Annotated in this window: 14 protein-coding genes; 3 read left to right on the top strand and 11 right to left on the bottom strand. The window is 72.7% G+C overall.

Features of this window, described 5'->3' with window-relative positions; all coding sequences use genetic code 11:
• From ACFYPN_RS29335 to ACFYPN_RS29320, 4 genes are all read right to left on the bottom strand, one after another.
• Window positions 1–254, bottom strand: a 254-nt coding sequence (locus tag ACFYPN_RS29335; protein ID WP_389302374.1) for an MFS transporter, incomplete at its 3' end; no start/stop codon positions are given.
• Between the two features lie 75 nt (window positions 255–329).
• Entirely contained in the window at window positions 330–1,289 is a 960-nt protein-coding gene (locus ACFYPN_RS29330) for a ParB N-terminal domain-containing protein (RefSeq protein WP_358766259.1), read from the bottom strand.
• Between the two features lie 260 nt (window positions 1,290–1,549).
• Window positions 1,550–2,455, bottom strand: a complete 906-nt coding sequence (gene galU, locus ACFYPN_RS29325) for a UTP--glucose-1-phosphate uridylyltransferase GalU (protein ID WP_358766261.1) — start codon at window positions 2,453–2,455, stop codon at window positions 1,550–1,552.
• Between the two features lie 232 nt (window positions 2,456–2,687).
• Entirely contained in the window at window positions 2,688–3,287 is a 600-nt protein-coding gene (locus ACFYPN_RS29320) for a TetR family transcriptional regulator (RefSeq protein WP_389302370.1), read from the bottom strand.
• Window positions 3,288–3,694: 407 nt separating this feature from the next.
• On the opposite strand from ACFYPN_RS29320, the gene ACFYPN_RS29315 reads away from it, so the two are divergent.
• On the top strand, window positions 3,695–4,954 hold the full coding sequence (locus ACFYPN_RS29315) for a transposase (RefSeq protein ID WP_358766265.1): 1,260 nt from the start codon (window positions 3,695–3,697) through the stop codon (window positions 4,952–4,954).
• A gap of 83 nt (window positions 4,955–5,037) precedes the next feature.
• Here ACFYPN_RS29315 and ACFYPN_RS29310 read toward each other — a convergent pair whose 3' ends face one another.
• Window positions 5,038–6,030: an NAD-dependent epimerase/dehydratase family protein gene (locus tag ACFYPN_RS29310; RefSeq protein ID WP_389302367.1), complete on the bottom strand. Its 993-nt coding sequence runs from the start codon at window positions 6,028–6,030 to the stop codon at window positions 5,038–5,040.
• Window positions 6,027–6,758 (bottom strand): ScbR family autoregulator-binding transcription factor, encoded by a 732-nt coding sequence (locus ACFYPN_RS29305; RefSeq protein WP_358758134.1) that lies wholly within the window; start codon window positions 6,756–6,758, stop codon window positions 6,027–6,029. Before ACFYPN_RS29305 ends, ACFYPN_RS29310 begins: the two co-directional genes overlap by 4 nt.
• Window positions 6,759–6,862: 104 nt before the next feature.
• Between ACFYPN_RS29305 and ACFYPN_RS29300 the strand changes: the two genes are divergently transcribed.
• Both ACFYPN_RS29300 and ACFYPN_RS29295 read left to right on the top strand, forming a co-directional pair.
• The gene (locus ACFYPN_RS29300; RefSeq protein WP_389302364.1) at window positions 6,863–7,861 is read left to right on the top strand and encodes a ScbA/BarX family gamma-butyrolactone biosynthesis protein; all 999 of its coding nucleotides are present in this window, start codon (window positions 6,863–6,865) and stop codon (window positions 7,859–7,861) included.
• 601 nt (window positions 7,862–8,462) lie between these two features.
• A complete protein-coding gene (locus tag ACFYPN_RS29295) occupies window positions 8,463–11,978 on the top strand; it encodes an AAA family ATPase (RefSeq protein WP_389302361.1) in 3,516 nt (1,171 codons plus the stop codon).
• 102 nt (window positions 11,979–12,080) lie between these two features.
• Here the strand turns inward: ACFYPN_RS29295 and ACFYPN_RS29290 are convergent, their stop codons facing one another.
• The 5 genes from ACFYPN_RS29290 to ACFYPN_RS29270 form a co-directional block, all read right to left on the bottom strand.
• Window positions 12,081–12,749 carry a response regulator gene (locus tag ACFYPN_RS29290; protein ID WP_389302358.1) on the bottom strand — a complete coding sequence of 223 codons (669 nt, stop codon included), beginning with the start codon at window positions 12,747–12,749 and terminating at the stop codon, window positions 12,081–12,083.
• Window positions 12,746–14,032 carry a sensor histidine kinase gene (locus ACFYPN_RS29285; protein WP_389302402.1) on the bottom strand — a complete coding sequence of 429 codons (1,287 nt, stop codon included), beginning with the start codon at window positions 14,030–14,032 and terminating at the stop codon, window positions 12,746–12,748. Before ACFYPN_RS29285 ends, ACFYPN_RS29290 begins: the two co-directional genes overlap by 4 nt.
• 27 nt (window positions 14,033–14,059) lie before the next feature.
• Window positions 14,060–14,899 (bottom strand): ABC transporter permease, encoded by an 840-nt coding sequence (locus ACFYPN_RS29280; RefSeq protein WP_389302355.1) that lies wholly within the window; start codon window positions 14,897–14,899, stop codon window positions 14,060–14,062.
• Window positions 14,896–15,834, bottom strand: coding sequence for an ATP-binding cassette domain-containing protein (locus ACFYPN_RS29275; RefSeq protein ID WP_389302353.1), 939 nt, complete (start codon window positions 15,832–15,834; stop codon window positions 14,896–14,898). The genes ACFYPN_RS29280 and ACFYPN_RS29275 overlap by 4 nt, the downstream gene beginning before the upstream one ends.
• Window positions 15,835–16,013: 179 nt before the next feature.
• Window positions 16,014–17,654, bottom strand: a complete 1,641-nt coding sequence (locus tag ACFYPN_RS29270; protein ID WP_389302350.1) for a hypothetical protein — start codon at window positions 17,652–17,654, stop codon at window positions 16,014–16,016.
• Between the last annotated feature and the right edge of the window lie 718 nt (window positions 17,655–18,372).

The raw sequence follows: 18,372 nt of genomic DNA, 5'->3' as shown, positions 1-18,372 counted from the left end.
CCGAACAAGTCAGCGACCCGCCCGAACAACAACGTGAACCCCGCAGCACACAACGCGAACGACGTCGCGATCCACTGCAGATTCGACAACGAGAACCCCAGCCCGTCACCGATCACCGGCAACGCCACATTCAAGATCGAGAAGTCCACCGCCAACATGAACTGCGCGACCAACAACACCACCAACACCAGACGAAGACGCCCATCCAAACGGACCGGCCCCTCCCCCACACGCACACCCTCAGAAACCGCCATCACACACATCCTTTTCCGTCGAACGGATTCAGCGGCCTTCCGTTCGGGAAGGCCGGTACTCATGGGCGGGCCGGATCAGTCGGACGAATCCGTCGAGGCCCGGCGCCGCAGTTCTTCCGACAGTTCCTGCCAGTCCCTGGCGCACTGGGCGGCGGCAGCCGCCGCGGTGCTCACGCGGTAGGGCGGGACCGCCGCGACGATCCGCTCCCGCTGGCGCAGTCCGCTCATCTGGATGTCGAGCATCCGCAACAGCAGTCGCCCGGCCTCGCTCAGCTTCAGCAGGGGGTCCCTGCAGAGGCTGCCGACCAGATAAGGCAGTCCCGGTCCCTGGCCGCCCGGCTTCCCCTCCGGCGCCACCGCCGCGACACCGCGGTTGCGACGCTGGGCGGCGGGCACCGGATCGGCCCCTTCGCGGAGCCTCCGGCGTACGTCCCGTACGGTCGACGGGGCGATACCGGCCTCCCGGGCGATCTCCCGCAGGGAGGCCGCCGGGCGGTGTTCCAGCAGCCGGGCCGCCGCCTCCCGGCCACGCACCGGATCGATCGGTCGGATCCGGCCGTCCTGGCCGACGCGGCCCTCCGGTTCGGGCAGTGGACCGGTGCGGCGCCGCAGCGACCCCACGGTCCTGGCCGCCAGTCCGGTCCGCCCGGCGATGCTCCGGTCGGACCAGCCGGGGTGGCTGCGCAGGACGCGCTGGGCCGCGGCGGTGCGTTCCGCCGGGGTCAGCGGGAGCCCGTGACGGATGTTGGCCTCGACCGAGAGGACGAACGCGTCCTCGGCCGTGCCGTCGAAGTACGTCACGGCGACCGTGCGCTGCCCCCGCAGCTCCGCGGCCCTCAGTCGATGTGTCCCGTCGATGACCCGCATGGTGGGCCGGTGCACGAGCAGTGGCGGCAGTACCTCGCAGAACTCCGCGAGGGCGCGCGCGTGGTCCTCGTCCACCCGGACGGCGCGCGGGGAGTCACCGGCGTGCACATTCCCGATGGGCACCTCGGTCACGGTGCCGAGGACGACTCCCGCGTTCCTCTCGACCATGGGGTTCACCTCCTTCCCTCTCCTTGGGTGCGTCGGGCTGGGCTCTGACTGTCGGCCGGGGAAGAAATTACATAAGTACCGTTCGGTAACCAGTGCTGCCGCTGAACCCCGGCGAGATTCCGGCAACTTGGCCAAGTGGTGGTGGAGTTGGCACCCGACGGGTCCCCATGGGGCCCGTCGGACGAGGCCACCCGGACTTCCGGGTGGGTGGGCGACCGCCGAACCTGCGCAGTCGCCCACCGCGTGGCCCTCTCAGAGCTTCAGAGCTGGGCCATTTCCTCGGCACGCACGAACTCGCGCAGCCAGGACCGGAAGCCGGGCCCCAGGTCCTCGCGCTCGCAGGCGAGCCGGACGGTCGCGCGCAGGTACTCGGCTCGGTCTCCGGTGTCGTACCGGCGACCGGAGAAGACGACTCCGTGCACGGGGCGGCCGGCCCGGACGAGGGTGCGCAGGGCGTCGGTCAGCTGGATCTCCCCGCCGCGCCCGGGGACCGTCTCGCGCAGCACCTCGAAGATCTCCGGGTCCAGGAGGTAGCGGCCGATGACCGCGAGGTTGCTGGGGGCCGTGCCCGGTTCGGGCTTCTCCACCAGGTCGGTGATCCGCACGCCCTCACCGCCCGTCGTCCCCTCCACCGCGGCGCAGCCGTACTGCTGGATGGTGTCCGGGTGGACCTCCATGAGGGCGACCACGCTGCCGCCCCGGGCGGCCCGCACCTCGGTCATACGGGCCAGCAGCGGGTCCCGGGGGTCGATGAGGTCGTCGGCGAGGAGAACGGCGAACGGCTCGCGGCCGACGTGCGGAGCGGCACACAGCACCGCGTGGCCGAGACCCTTGGGGTCGCGCTGGCGTACGTAGTGGATGTCGGCGAGCTCGGTGGAGGCGCAGACGCTGTCCAGTTTGTGCTGGTCGCCCCGGATGCGGAGCGACTCCTCCAGCTCGTAGTTGCGGTCGAAGTGGTCTTCCAGCGGGCGCTTGTTGCGGCCGGTGACCATGAGGATGTCGGACATACCGGCCGCGACGGCTTCCTCCACCACGTACTGGATGGCCGGCTTGTCGACCACCGGGAGCATTTCCTTGGGGGTGGCCTTCGTCAGGGGCAGGAATCGCGTTCCGAGTCCCGCCGCGGGTATGACGGCCTTCGTGATCGGGTTTCCGTGGGAATTCATGGATACGACGCTAGGGACCGCCGTACCGCAGGATCAACGATCCCCCTCCCCCTCGGACTACTTGGGCACGTGAATCAGCCACTTGGGCATTTCGGCCCCCTCGCGACGGGTCGCCACGACCGACCGCCGCGAGGGCCGCATCCAGGTCGGGTGGCTGGAATTCCCGGGAGCACCGCCCGGGAACGGCCGGCCGGGAATGCGCCACCCGGGAAATGCGTCGCCGGCCCACGCCTCAGCGGCGTGCGGCGGCCGGAGCGACGATTCCCCGGCGGACGAGCCGCCACTGCTCGGCGAGTTCGCGCACCGCTTCTCCCGAGGAGTCCTCACCGGCCTCGCGCGCCCGCGCCACGGTGCCGCACACCAGATGGAGGACGAGCAGCACGACGGTGCGGGGCGCCACGTCCGGGGCCAGCTGCCGCTGTGAAGCGGCCCGTTGGAGCAATGCCTCCACCTGCGGCAACCAATGACAGAGCCATCCGCGCCCACCCTCTCGGCGCTCCTGGGCGAGCCGGGCGGCGGCCCGTACGGCCGGCTCCCTTTCGGCCAGGGAGGCCAGTGCGAGCACCACCGCGGCGAGGGTGTCCAACGCCGGTCCGCCCGGAGCCATCGCTTCCTCGACCGCCTCGCGGACGGCCGAGCATCCCGACTCCTCGACGGCGGCGGCCAGTTCGGATTTGGTGGCGAAGTGGAAAGTTAGCGCACCCGTCGACACGCTCGCGGCGTGGCTGAGCCGGGACATGGAAGTGCCCTCATATCCGGCTCTGTCGAATTCGGTGGCCGCGGTCTCGACGAGAAGACTCCGGGTACGTACGCCACGTTCTTGTTTGACCACTTCACCATCACTGCCATCCGATTCGTCCCTGACCGCCGCCCGTTCTCCCGGAGCGACGAGGCGAACCTCCAGAATTGCCTTTCAACGGGTTGCGCACAACTCGGACTTGGCGAAGATGCAACGAGATCCGCCGGGAAAGCACGGCGCGGTACGGGCGCGGTACGGGCGCGGTACGGGCGCGGTAGCGGGGGCAGTACCCGACTCCGGGGTGGCCCGTGCGCGGCTCACCCCGGCCCGACCCCCCCGGGCCGGGGGGCGGAGGGGCCGCCGGGACCGGCCTGAACGAGCCGATGTGCCGAAGTCGCGCACGGGCTGCGACCGCGACGCTGAAAAAAAGACGAACGTTCTCTATTCTATGGAGAGTGGACCTGGCGCACCCCGGTGCCGGGCAGCGAAGAGGGGGAGAGATGACCGCACACGCACGCACCAGATCCCTGGTCGCCGTGGACACGGAGCTGGAAGACTTCACCGAGCGCCTGTTCGGACACCTGCCGAGGGCCGACCAGCGGCGCTGGGCCCGCGTCTACCTCCAGGGCCTGCTCACCACCCCGGGCAAGAAGTCGGTACGCCGGCTCGCCGCCTCGGTCACCGACTCGCCCACCGCTTCGCAGTCGCTCCAGCAGTTCATCAACTCCAGCCCCTGGGACTGGGATCAGGCCCGTCTGGAGTTGCTCCGCTGGGCCGAGGAGCGCCACACCGTCCACTCCTGGACGATCACGGAGGCGATCTTCCCCAAGCGCGGCGCGCACTCCGTCGGGGTGCACCGCCGCTTCGATCCCGTGGTCGGACGGTCCCTCAACTGCCAGCTGGGATACGGGCTCTTCCTCTCCCGGGACGGGCTGAGCGTGCCGGTCGACTGGCGGCTGCTGCTCCCCGACACCTGGGCCGCCGACCCGGCGCTGCGCCGCCGGGCGGGCATCTCGCCGGAGGCCGTACTCCCTACGCCGGAGTCGCTCGTCCTCACCCTCGTCGAGGCGATCGCCACGCGCACCGGAGCGGCGCACGCGCCCGTCGTCGCCGATCTCAGCCGCCTCGGCGAAGCCGCCGCGCTGGTCGGCGCTCTCGACCGGAGCGGTCACGACTTCCTGGTGTCGGTTCCCCCGTCCCTCTCGGTCGCCGCCGCGGGGCTCACGCTCGGCACCACCGTGGACCGGTCGGAGCCCTCCGGGAACCGGCGCGACAGGCGTGCCGCCGGGGACTTCGCCCGGATGGGAAACATCAGCCACCCGTACGCCCCTCCGCTCACCGGTTCGCACGGAGGGTCCCAGCGGTTGCGCATCCAGTCCGGTCTCGTGCGGCTGCCGGACGCGGAGCCGGGTCGGCGGCCCGGTATCCGCCGCCCGTACCGACTCTTCGCCGACCGGCGGCCCACGCCCGGCAGCCGGACGGGCCAGATCTGGCTGACCAACATGACCGAGCACCGGATGGACGACCTGCTCCGCCTGATCCGGCAGTCGGCCGGGAGCACCCGGACCCTCGGCACCCTCGCGGACGACTTCGGTCTGTTCGACTTCGAGGGCCGCTCCTTCCGCGGCTGGCACCACCACATGACCCTCATGTCGGCCGCCTACGCCTACCGCAGCCTCCAGGTGCGCGACCGGGCGCAGGACCGGCAGCCGCTCGACGGCTCCCGGACGGCGCTCGACCACGGCCGCAGGTCGGCATGAGCGGGCCGCGCCCCGCGCGGGACCCGGACGGGTACGCGCGAGCCGCGGCCCCCACCGTCACCCCGGAGGCGCAGCCACCTCCGTCACCCCGGAGCCGCGCCGCCCCGCTCGCGGTACCACTGCGCGGCCCCGTCGAGCCGGGCGAGCGGACCGGGTCCCGGATCGACCCCGGCCAGCTCCCAGGCGGCGTCGGAGCGGTACCAATGGTCCCGTGCCAGCAGGTCGAACTGGCGCGCGCTCGTCCACCCCGGCGCCGCCTCCAGGGCGTCGAGGCATCTGCTCCAGGACCAGTCCTCCTCCGGTCGGGCCGGCAGCACCCCGATCCCGGCCAGCGTGTCCATGAGGTCCCGGTTGCGCACCGGCACCGGATGGTGGGCGTGCAAGATTCCCCGGGCCGGACCACCCCCGGCTCCGGCTCCGCCCTGCCCGCCTCCGCCCCCGGCTCCGGCTCCGAGCGCGAATCCCACGAGGAGCCGTGCGAGGTCGTCCACCTCGACGAAGGACGCGAGCCCGGCACCCCCGTCCCAGGACGCCGGCACCCGCCGGAAGGCGTCCACCAGGGCGGGCACCACCCAGCGGTCGCCCCGCCCCAGGACGAGCCCCGCCCGCAGGACCAGCCCGCCCGCCCCGAGTACCGCCGCCTCCCCGGCCAGCCGGGTGCGGCTGGCGACGGACACCGGCGCGGGTGTCACCTCCCCGACGTCCTCGCCGCGGTGGGGCCCCTGCCCGTAGACGGCGCAGGTGGACAGCTGGACGACGCGCTCCACCCCGGCCCGTCGCGCCTCCTCCATCAGCGCTGCGGGACCGGTGGAGTTGACCGCCTCGCAACGTGCCGCGTCCGGTCCGACGTAGGAGGCGAGCGAGAGGAGCACGTCGGCGCCCTCGCACACCCCGCGTAACGACGCGGGGTCGGTCAGGTCCGCCTCCACCCGGCCGACTCCGGGCAGGCCGCCGCCGAGGGGCGCGCGCGACACGGCCCGCACCTCGACGTCCTCCCCGGCACCCGCCAGGCGGCGCAGCACCGCCGACCCCACGAAACCGGTGGCCCCGGTGACGACCACCCGGCGCACGCTCACGCCCCGGCTCCCCGGCCGGACGAACCGGACCCGGCGTGGGCCGGCTCGGCCGCCGCCACGCGTTCGGGGTCCGTCTCCACCCGCCACACCGGATCGGCCGAGGGGGGCGGCAGCGTCAGGAGCACTTTTCGGCCGACTTCATCGGTGGCGACGGCCGGTAGCAGATACCTCCAGAGCGAACCGATGCGATGCACCAAGTCCGCCCGTCCGGTAGAGACTTGGGAAAATATCTGGGCTCCGGTGAAGGAGCTGACGAGCACCTGGGCGAGCTCGTACTCGTCGACACCCGGCCTGAGTTCGCCGTTGTTCCGGGCGAAGCGGAGTTGCTGGCGGAACTGCAACACCCATGACTGGTAAGCGGCATCGTCGCGGAGACCGAACTCCCCCTGTTCGACCGCGAGTCGGACACCGGCCCTGAGCACCGGATTGTGCCTCAGCTGCTCGGCGAGGTAGAGCGTGATGTCCACCAGCCGCTGGAGTCCGTCCTCGCCCTCGGGGAACTCCAGGCCGTCCCCCTGACCGACCATCACGGCGTAGGCGAGGTCCTCCTTCGAGCCGAAGTGGAAGTACATCCCTCCCTGCGTGACGTCGGCCCGCTTCATGATCTTGCTGATGCTGGCACCGCTGAACCCGAACTCGTCGAAGACCTCGGCGGCGGCCCGCAGGATCGCCGCCCGGGTCTGAACCGCGCGTTCCTGGGGGGCTCGTTTTGGCTTGCGTTCAGACATGTTCCCTACAACTTCCCTCGACAAAAAAAACGAACATCCTCTACTTTAAGTCCGTCGCCGGTCGAACACCATCCGTTGCGTATGACGTTTCATGGAGGACTCGCATGTCCACGTCCGCTGCACACACCCTTCCCTTCGCCGAATCGCTCACCGGATCGCTCCAGGACTCGCTCTCCAGCGCGCTCCCGAGGGAGTACGTGCACAAGAGCGCCCACTCGGAGGTCCTGCTGACCGGGTGGCGTTCCGTCGCCCCCGACGACTTCGTCGTCACCGCCCAGTGGCCGCGTACGCACAGCTTCTACACGCCGGACGAGGGCCGTCACGACCCGCTGCTGCTCGCCGAGACCGTCCGCCAGGCGATCCCCCTGCTGAGCCACGCCGCGTACGAAGTCCCGTTCGGCCACCGCCAGATCTGGGACACCTTCACCTACTCGATGAACCCCGACGCCCTCGTGGTCGGCAACGCTCCCGCCGACATCGAGCTGCACATCACCTGTTCCGGCGTCACCCGGCGCGGGCGGAGACTCGCGGGTCTCACCATGCACGTCACCGCGATGCGCGACGGCGCGGTCCTGGCCACCGCCGAGGCGACCTTCACCAACCAGCCACCCGCCATCTACGAGCGCCTGCGCGGCCGTTACGCGGATCTCGGCGCGGCCACCGCCCAGACTCCGCCGCTGCCGGCGCCGGTGGCACCCCACCGGGTCGGGCGCGACCGCTTCCACGACGTGGTCCTCGCGCCGACCAGCACCAGCCACCGCCTCCAGCTCCGCACGGACATCAGCCACCCCATCCTCTTCGACCACCAGGTCGACCACGCCCCCGGCATGCTGCTGATCGAGGCCGTGCGCCAGGCCGCGTACGGCTGGACCTTCCCCCGGCGGGGCGTTCTGACCGGCCTGGAGATCCGCTTCTCCCGCTACGCGGAGCTGAACGCCCCCTGCTGGATCGAGACGACGGAAGCCCCCGAGATCCCGCGCACCGAGAGCGAGTACCCGGTGCACGTCATCGGTCTCCAGGACGGTGCGGAGATCTTCGCCGCCACCGCCGTCGTCACCGCCACCGAGGCGCCCGCCCCGATGCTGCGCGTGGTGGCCGGCTGACGGCCGTCCGTCCATCCGGCGGGCCGCCGCGCGAGATCGGAACGCGCCAGGAGGGCGCGCCGACAGCACGCGCCACCGGTGCGCGCGATCGGTTCGCGGCGGCCCGGAACGAGCGGAACGGCCCCCGCACGACCGGACCGCGCCCCCACCGGACCCCGCTGTCCGGGAAGCGCCACCCTGACTGTTCGTCACCGTACGGTCTCTGATAGTTGTGTCCCCGGGGTACGGGCGCCGGCCCGTAGCGGGGCCTCGTGTGCTCCGCGAGGGAGGATGCACATGAGCACGACCACACGCGAAGAGGTCCTCGCCGGGGAGCAGAAGGCCGTCGACCACGCGTACGACTGCTACACCACACGGCTGGCGGGCATGACCGGCACGTCGGCCGCCACCGCTTCGGCGAGCGGCAAGGACGGCGTCGCCAACCGGATGGCGGCGGAGGCGCGCGCAGAGGCGTACGGCGGCCTGGGGGACGAGTCGCTCGTCTTCTCCCGCGTCGATGCACCGGAGGAACCGGGGGGGTCGGCCCCGCCCCTGGTACATCGGGCGACGGTACGTACCGGACGCCGAGAACGAGCCGGTCGTCCTGCTGTGGACCAGCCCCATGGCGAAGAAGTGGTCCGAGGCGCGGCCCGCGGACCCGGGGGACGTGGAACTCCGGCGCCAACTGCGGTGCGTGCGGGAGGTGGTGGAGGACTACTACGACGACATCGCACCGGTGGTGGAGGCCGGTCCGGTGCAGGAACCCGCAGACGCTGTGGGCGTCCCGGGGCCACGGGGGACCGCCTCGACCACTCCGGAGGGAGACGACACCTCCGACCCGCAGGAAGTACAAGACGCACAGGACACGCAGGACACGCAGGACACGCAAGTCCCACGGAAGACGGCCCACGACGGAGCCCCGTCGGATGCCGTACCGGCTGGGCCCGACGCACCCGACGCACCCGGCGTACCGGACGCCGGCCACCCGCCCGGTCACCTCACCGGCCCCCATGTCCCTGTCCCGCGAAGGAGGTTGCGCGTCCCGTCCGCCACGCCCGGCGACCTCGCACGGACTCGGCGGCGCAAGCCCTCGCAGCCGGACGAGTTCCTGCTCCGCGAGCTCCAGCGTTCGCGCGGCGGCCGGATGCGGGACATCGTCGAGACCATTCGCCGCGACCAGATGGACCTGGTCACCGGGTCGCCCTCGGACATCCTGGTCGTCCAGGGCGGGCCCGGTACCGGTAAGTCGGCGGTCGGCCTGCACCGGGTCACCTGGCTGGTCAGCAACGAGCACTTCAACGCCCGGGACATCCTCGTCATCGGCCCCCACCAGCGCTTCCTGGAGTACGTCGGCCAGGTCCTGCCGACCCTCGGCACCCGGGACGTCAACACCGTCCAGCTCTCCCGCCTCTGGGAAGGCGAGCTGCTCGGCACCGACGATCCGCAGGCCCGTGCCGTGAAGTCCGACGAGCGCATGGCGGCGGTGCTGCGGCGCCGCGTCGAGCACGAGTGCCACCCCGAGGCCATCGACGGTCAGCTCACCCCGCCGTCCTTCGAGGGCGACGAACCCGCGTTCACCGTCACCGCCGGCAGCGCGACCCTGCGGATCGGGGGCTCCGACGTCCGCGCCCTGCTGGCCGAGGCACGGGGCGGCGAAGCCGCCTACCGCGAGCGCCGCGACCGTTTCCGCAGCCTGATCGTGGACCGGCTGCTGCGTGAACTCACCGCCATCGCCCCGCGCCGGGGCGCGGACGGCACGATCCGCCGCAGCCTGGAACGCAACCGCCGGGTCGAACGCCTCGTGGACCGCGTCTGGCCCTCGCCGGGTGCCCGGGAGGCCCTGCGCACCCTCTACGACTCGCCCGAACTGCTGCGCGCCTGCGCCGAGGACGTCCTGAGCGAGGACGAGCGGCGCGCGCTGCACCGCCCCCGCGCGGAGCGCGCGGACGGCGACCCGTGGACCCTGGACGACCGGGTCTGCCTGGAGGAACTCCGGTACCTCATCGCCGGGGAGATCCCCCGCCGCTACGGCCACATCGTCGTGGACGAGGCCCAGGACCTCACCCCGATGCAGGCCCGTGCCCTGCGCCGCCGGGTGGCCCGGGGCGGTTCGATGACGGTGCTCGGCGACCTCGCGCAGGCCACCGGACCGGTTCCGTACACCGCTTGGGACCGGCTGGGCACGCTCCTCTCCGACCACGGCGACTGGCGGGTCGCGGAGCTGAACACCAGCTACCGCGTGCCCGCCGAGATCATGGAGTTCGTCGCCCCGCTGGCCCGCGTGGTCGCCCCGTCGCTGCCGTACCCGCGCGCCGTGCGCGAGGCGGGCGCGGACGCCGTGCGGACCCTGTCGACCGAGCCCTGGAAGCTCCTCGACGACACCGTGGCCCAGGTGATCCGCCTGGTGGGCACCAACGACGGGCGCACCCTGCGGTCCGTGGCCGTCATCGTCCCCGACGACTCGCGCTGGCTCGGGGAGATCAGCGGCCGGCTCGACCGGAGCCCCGAGATCACCGGCCCGGCCCGCGAGGCGGTGTCCGTACTGGCCGCCACCCAGGCCAAGGGCATGGAGTACGACCACGTCCTGGTCCTCGAACCGGCCACCATCGCCGACACCGGCCCGGCCGGACTGCGGCAGCTCTACATCGCCCTGACCCGCAGCACCCAGAGCCTCACCGTGCTGCACACCTCCCCGCTCCCGGAGGCCCTCACGCCCCGGACCGAAGACGGCACCGGCACCGCCACCGGTCCCGGGCCGGATGCCGCCCCGGCCGCCCCGGCCGCACATGCCCGTACCACGACGGACTCCGAGGCGGCGGATCACGGCACCGCGCCGGAGGCCGACGCCCCCGAGATCGGCTCCGACATCCGGGTACGGGTCCTGGGCCCCGGCCCGGGTGGCCGCTACCGCGTCAAGGCGCTCGCCCCGGCCGTCGACCGGGCGCTCGTGCTGACCGTCCGACACGGCTCCGCGCCGCCCCGTCCCGGCCAGGAACTCGACACCTGGGTCTTCGCCAACGAGACCAACCACAGTGTGCTCACCGCCGACGAACGGGGCCGCCTCCCCATCTCGCCGAGGATGGCGGACCGTTACGTCGGAGCCGTCACCGTGCTCGCCGAACTGCTCGCGGCCGACCGGGACATGGTGTCCGTACCCGACGCCCGAGCCCGCCTCTCCGAACTCCAGGGCATGGCCAATCGCATCCTCCGCCGCGACCAGGCGGACTGGGTGGACGTCCGGCGCGTACTCGGCTCCCCGGACCGCGACCGGCTCGGCGTGCTGCGCGACCTCGCGGCGTCCACCAACCGCGCGCTCAAGGACGACACCCTGGACACCGCCGGGCTGTCGGCCGAACTGTCCGGCTCGGGCTGGCACGAAGCCCTCGCCGAGGCGCTGGAAACACTCCGTACCCGCGGCGCGGGCGCGGCCGATGCCGATGCCGATGCCGATGCGGGGGCCGGTGCCGGTGCGGGGCCCGGTCCGGTTGCTGGTGCCGACGCCGGTGCCGAGCCGCCCGCATCCGGCGCGGAATCCGGGGCCGCGCCTCCCTCCGCCCCGGCCCCCGCCCCCGTGACCCGGCCCGACCGGCCCGAGCCCGAGCCCGAGCCCCAGCTCCAGCCGCAGCACTCCCCCGAGGAAAGCGACGCCGTGACCCCCGTGACCACCGCCGAAGACGCGCCCGCCCTCCCCGTGCAGGTCCCGCCCGCCCCGCACGAGGTGTTCCGCCAGGTGCTGGCGGACTCGGCCGCCGCCGACCGCACCGGCAAGAGGCACGAAGCGGTGCGGTACGCGCTCAAGTCGGCCCTGCTGTTGGCCGACATCCAGCCGACCGACTCCGAGATCGTCGACGTCAGCTGTGTCACCGAGCGCGGGCTGTTCCTCTACGAGGTGCTCGGCGCGGGACGCGCCGCTTACGAGGACTTCCGCGAGGGCGCGACCCGCCTCCTGGAGATCGACCACACCCTGCCCTCCCCGGCGGCGGCCCGCTACCTGGTCCTCTGTGAGCCACCCACCGAGGACTGGTCCGCCGACACCGTCCGCGACGTCTTCGGCGTCCGCGTCCTCTGGTGGACCCCCGGCGGCTGGGGCGGCGAGGACACGGCGTCCGCACTGGGCGCGGGCTCCCCCGACGCGTAGGCCCCGCGCCGACACGGGCGACGACCGGACCGGCCGGGGCGAGCAGCACACTGCCCGGTCGCCGGTCGCCGGTCGCCGGTCGCCGGTCGCCGGTGGCCCGGTTCAGTCCACGCTGGGCCGGACGAGGCCGTGGTCGTAGGCGAAGATCACGGCCTGGATGCGGTCGCGGGCGCCGATCTTGGCCAGGACGCGGCCGACGTGCGTCTTGACGGTGGACTCGGACAGGACGAACCGGGCGGCGATCTCGCCGTTGGTCCAGCCCTTGCCGACCGCCACGAGAATCTCGCGCTCGCGGTCGGTGAGCGAGCCGAGCCGCGGGTCCTCGGTGGTCTCCGCGCGGTGAGAGGGCACGTACCGGGCGAACTCCTCCAGGAGGCGGCGGGTGAGGGCGGGCGCGATGACGGCGTCGCCCACGGCGACGGCGTGGATGCCGGCGAGGAGTTCCTCGGGGCGCGCGTCCTTGAGGAGGAAGCCGCTGGCACCGGCGCGGAGCGCGGCGTGGACGTACTCGTCGAGGTCGAAGGTGGTGAGCACGAGGACGCGCGAGCGGCCGCCGGCGGCGACGATGCGGCGGGTGGCCTCGATGCCGTCCATGCCGGGCATCCGGACGTCCATCAGGACCACGTCCGGGCGTAGTTCGGCCGCCTTGCGGACGGCTTCGGCGCCGTGGCCGGCCTCACCGACGACGTCGGTCTCGGGTACGGAGTCCAGGAGCAGGTGGAAGCCGTAGCGTTGCAGCGGCTGGTCGTCCACGATGAGCACGGTGGTCACCGGACACCGCCCTGGGGTGTGAGGTCCAGGACGGCTTCGACGCGCCATCCGCCGTCCCCCGTCGGCCCCGCGCTGAGTTCTCCGCCGTAGAGAGCCGCTCTCTCCCGCATGCCCACCAGCCCGTGTCCTTCTTCGTTCGGCGGTCCGGCGGGGGTGGCCGGGCCGGTGTCCTCGACCCGGACGGTCAGCCGGTTGTCCTTCTCGACGATCGCCAGCCGCACCAGGGTGTCGGTGTCGGCGTGCTTCAGGGTGTTGGTGAGCGACTCCTGGACGATGCGGTACACCGTCAACTGCACCCCGCTGTCGAGGGAGTCCATGTCGCCGGAGGTCCGGTAGACGACTTCGAGACCGGCGGCACGCACCGTGGCGCAGAGCGCGTCGATGTCCGCGATGCCGGGCTGCGGGCTGAGTTCGGGGCCACCCGGCGGACCGTCCCCGGCCTCACGCAGCACGCCCAGCACGCGCCTCAGCTCGCCGAGGGCCTGCCGGCCGGTGTCGCCGATGAGCCGGAGTGCCTCTCTGCCGCGCTCGGGTGCGATGTCGGTGGCGTAGGACCCGGCGTCGGCGAGCGTGATGATGACGGAGAGGTTGTGGCCGACGATGTCGTGCATCTCCCGGGCGACGCGGGTGCGTTCGGTGGCGGTGGCCAGCCTGCTGCGCTGGTCGCGCTCGATCTCCAGCCGGGCGGCCCGGTCGCGCAGCCCGGCGAGCTGGGCCCGCCGGATGCGGACCATCAGCCCGAGTGCGAGGGCCGCGATCGCCGTGCTCAGCAGGAAGAACAGCGCGTCCCAGACGGACACCGCCGAGGACGCGCGCACCGCGACCAGCGCCATGGCACCCGCCATGACCGCGCAGGCCCACGGCAGCTGCCGCAGCCTCCCGTGCAGAGCCAGGCTGTACAGGGCGACGAAGAGGGCGATGTCCGCACGCAGCGCGGCGCCCACCGCCCACTGGAGGACGAACACCGCCGCGATGGCGGCGAACGCCGCGAGAGGTCTGCGCCGCCGCCACAGCAGGGGCAGGACCAGTCCGGCCTGAAAGGCCAGCATGCCCGCGACGGGCAGGTGGGTGAAGGCGAGGCGGAACCGGGCGGGGCCGTCACCGTCGCCGTCGTCCACACCGCCGTGCACCAGGTCCGGCAGGCAGAACATCGCGAAGACCACGACGACCACCGCGATGTCCAGCACCCAGGGGAAGGCCCGGTCGGCGTGGCGCAACCGCTGGCCGCCCCGGAGCAGACGGGCGACCAGCGGTCCCATCCCGCTCAGGTCATCGGTGGTCACTGCGGTCACCTGTCCATGGTGCGGGTGTCAGACGTCGGTGCGCACGAGCCGGTACGCCGCGCCGCCCAGCGCGAGCGCCGTCCAGCAGAGGAAGACCAGCAGTCCGGCACCGGGTGACAGGGTCGTGGAGTCGTGGGACAGGGCGAACACGGCCTCCCCGGCGTTCGACGGCAGGTAGGGGCTGATGCCGTCCTGCCAGGAGCTGGGCAGCAGGGTGACCAGTCCCGGGATCAGCATCAGGGCGGCCACCAGGACCGAGATCCCACCGGCCACCGACCGCAGCAGCGCGCCCAGGGCGGTGCCGATCACCCCGACCAGGCCGAGGTAGAGGCCCGCGCCCAGCAGGCTGCGCAGGACTCCCGTGTGCGAGAGGTCCATGGCTGCGGGCGTGCCCGAGACGATCCCGCTCCCGATGAGGAAAGCGACGAACCCGCCCAGCGTTCCCACGGCCAGGGCGACCAGCCCGAACACGGCCGCTTTGGACCACAGCACGGGAAGCCGGCGCGGAACCGCCGCGAGGGTCGAGCGGATCATGCCGGTCGAGTACTCGCCCGCGGTGACGAGTACACCGAGGACACCCAGGGCCAACTGGGCGAAGTTCACGCCGAAGAGGGACAGGCTGACCGCCGTCGCGTCGGCGAAGTCCCGGTCCATGTGGCCGGAGTTGATCCCCGACTTGTACCGGGCGGCGGAGATCAGGCCGAAGGCGACCAAGAACAGCAGGCCGAGCCCCAGGGTGATCCAGGTCGAGCGCAGGGACCACAGCTTGGCCCACTCGGAGGCGAGTACCCGGCGTCCCGTCACCCGGTAGACGGGGCGATCGGGGGCGGTCCGGGGTTCCTCGGCGGTGGTGGTGAGGGCGGTCATGCGGGCCTCCCGAGCGTGTCGGTCCCGGTGGTGGAGCCGTGGTACTCCACGGCGTCCCTGGTCAGGTCCATGAACGCTTCCTCCAGCGACACGGTCCGCGCGCTCAGCTCGAACAGGGCGATTCCGTGCTCGGCGGCCTTCAGGCCGATCTCGCGGGCGGTCACCCCGATCACCTGCAGTTCCTCGGAGCCGATCCGGCCGGTGACGTCGACGCCCGGCCCGGCCAGTACGTCCCGCAGCCGTGCGGGGTCCTGCGTCACGACCTTCACCGTGTCGCCGCCCGCTTCGCGGATCAGGTCCGCCACGGTCGTGTCGGCCAGCAGCCGACCGCGTCCCACGACGATCAGGTGGTCCGCCACCAGGGCCATCTCGCTCATCAGGTGGGAGGAGACGAAGACCGTCCGTCCCTCGGCGGCGAGCCCCAGGAGCAGATTGCGGATCCAGAGCACTCCCTCCGGGTCCAGTCCGTTGACCGGCTCGTCCAGCATCACCGTCTGCGGATCGCCCAGCAGCGCCGCCGCGATGCCCAGCCGCTGGCCCATCCCGAGGGAGAAGGCGCCGGCCCGCTTCTTCGCCACGCTGCCCAGTCCGGCGAGGTCCATGACCTCGTCGACCCGGCGGTCCGGGACGCCGTGGGTCAGCGCCAGGGCCTTGAGGTGGTTGTACGCCGAGCGCCCCGGGTGGATCGACTTCGCCTCCAGGAGGGCGCCGACCTCCTGGAGCGGTGCCTGGTGACGGGCGTACTGCCGGCCGTTCACGGTGACGGAGCCGCTCGTCGGGGCGTCGAGACCGACGATCATGCGCATGGTCGTGGACTTGCCCGCGCCGTTGGGCCCGAGGAAACCGGTCACCGTTCCCGGTCTCACGACGAAGTCCAGCCCGTCGACGGCCGTCTTCTCGCCGTACTTCTTGGTCAGCTGCCGTGCGTCGATCATGCGCGCTCTCCCTGTCGGGCCTCGGGTGCGTCGATTCCGACGCCACACCGACCACGCTAGGAGCCGAAACGCCCGAATCGGTGGTACCCGGGGGCTGAACCGCGCCGGACGGGTGGTACCGCGGTACTACGTGGGGCGGGGCGGCGGCCCGCCCCCCACCGCACCCGCGTGCCGGCTGCTCACCGCTGCCGGTCCGGTGCCGGTGCGGGTACGGGCGCCGGTGCGGGTACGGGTTCGGGTGCCGGTACGGGTTCAGGTGCCGGTACGGGCGCCGGTGCGACGTACCCGCGCAGGCTTCCCACCTGATGCGCGGTCCAGGAACGGGCGTAGCCGGGCGGGCCACCGCTGCCCGGCCCGACGAGCAGGGCGGTGGGCAGCCGCCGGGCGGTCCCCCGGATGCCGGACGGCGTGGTGTTGGCGTCGTGGCCGCCGGTCGCCGCGGACGCGCAGCCCGCGTAGTAGGCGATCGGCACGTAGTCCTTCCCGGTGACCAGACAGGGCGGACGGACACCCAGCCGACGCAGCTCGGCGGCGACGGCGGCCCACTCGCGCCGGGCCTCGGTGGTGCGCCCCACGGTGCTCACCAGCACCACGGACTGTGCGGTCAGATGCCCGGCCAGAGTGAGGGCCAGCACCACCACGGTCAGCGGCCGGCGCATCCGTCCGGGCGCGGCCACCAGGTGCGTCAGGAGACCGGCGACCGGAACGGCGAGCAGCGCGTAGGCGGGCAGCAGGAAGCGGGGCGCCGCGTAGCCGATCAGGAAGAGGTACGGGAAGGCCGCCGAAGCGGCGCAGGCCAGCGGTACGAGCGTCACGGCGGCCCGACGGGTGCGGACCGCGACCACGACCGCGAGGACGGCGAGCACGGGCAGGGCGTACCACCACAGGGTTTCCGCGACGGGGGGCGCGCCACCGGTGCACGGCCTGCACAGGGTACGTCCGCCCAGCGAGCGCAGTTGGTCGCCGACGGCGATGTTCCAGCCGAGGCCGCCCTGGATGCGGGACGCGTCGGCAAGGCGTTGCGCCAGGCCGCCGTAGGAGACGTACGCCTCGATCACCCACTCGGCCGCCCCGAGCACGAGGCCGCCGCAGAGCGCAGCCAACAGCGCGGGGCGCCGCCACCGCCGTACGCACACCAGCAGGACGAGCAGGGGCAGGGTCACCCAGACCGCGTCCGTGGGGCGCATCCACGCCACCAGGGCCGCGCTCAGACCGACCCCCCACAGAGCCGCGCGGTCCGAGCGGTTCTCCCGCGCGCGCAGGAAGAAGCCCGTACCGGCCAGGCCGCCGACGGCGACCCAGTAGTTGGGCATGGCCTGCGGGCCGTAGAAGAGAGTCACCCACAGGGTGGCGAACAGCCCGCCCGCGGTCGCGAGCACGCGGGCGGGAACGACGCCCCGCCAGGCGCGGAGGGCGAGGAAGAGGGCGAGGCCGGACAGGACGGCCAGGTAGATCCGCAGCAACGCGGTGGACGACGACCAGGCGGCGACCGGCGCCACCAGCAGCGGAACCCCACGGGCGCGCGGGGCGCTGAAGAACGAGGCAGGCGCGTGGGAGGCGACCTGGCTGACGTACACCGACTCGTCCCAGCCGAGACCCATCCCCGGTCGTACGAGCAGCAGTTGGGCCAGTGTGAACGCGCCGGCCACGACCGCGAGCGCCACCTCGCCCCGGGACCACCGGGCGGAACGGCCGGTCGGTTGCGGCTCCGGTCGTGGTCGGCGCGGACCGGCTGGGGCGACCCGCGCACCGGCGGTGTCCGTGGCCGTGTCCGGGGGTGTGACCGTGGCGGTATCCATGGCCCGTGTGCCGTCGCTCATGACTCTCCCTCGCCCTCGCACCGGTGGGGCGCCGGCGGATCTCTCCGACCGAGACTCCCCCACACACTGCGAAGCTTCGGTCGTGGTCGGCGCGGGCCCGCCAGGAAGAGCCGAACGGCGGAACGCCGGTGCGCCGGAGAGGGCGTGGGTGAGGTCGTCGGGTGCGGCGGGGCGGGCGGCTCCGGTGACGCGGCCTGGTTCTCCGACCGGCCCACCAGACGCGCGGGCCTACGACTATTCCTCCCGCCCCGCTCCTCCCCCGCCCTGCCGGCCCTCGGGAGCCCCCGCACCGCCGGTCCGGAGCACCCGCGCACCTGCCGGGGATGCCCGGCAACCTACCCGTCGGAGCCGTAACGGGCCGGAGTGGGGTGGCGGGACCTGGTGGAGAGGTGCGTGGTGGCGGGGCGGGTGAGGGGCGTGTGGCGGCGGGGCGGGTGAGAGGTGCGTCCGGATGGCCCCGGCGGACCGTGACCACCCGGGCACACGTGCGTTCTCATTTCGAGCACCGGTCCACCCGCCGTCCGACCCACCACTCGCCGACGGGCGCGGATGCGGACACCGGCCGACAGGCACGCGTCAGGGAAGTGGAGAGAACATGCGGCAGAAGTGCTGTGAAAGCTGCGAGTTGGTTATCGGGCTGGGCTGCACGTGCCCACCCGAGAGTGGCGCCTCGCCGACGACGCGCCCGGTCGCCTCACCCCGTCAGGAGTGGAGGAGC

Origin of the sequence: Streptomyces sp. NPDC005576 (genome assembly GCF_042871745.1) — a bacterium.
Taxonomy (GTDB): domain Bacteria; phylum Actinomycetota; class Actinomycetes; order Streptomycetales; family Streptomycetaceae; genus Streptomyces.
Note: the sequence above shows the minus strand (reverse complement) of the source record. Positions and strands in the feature narration are given on the sequence as shown.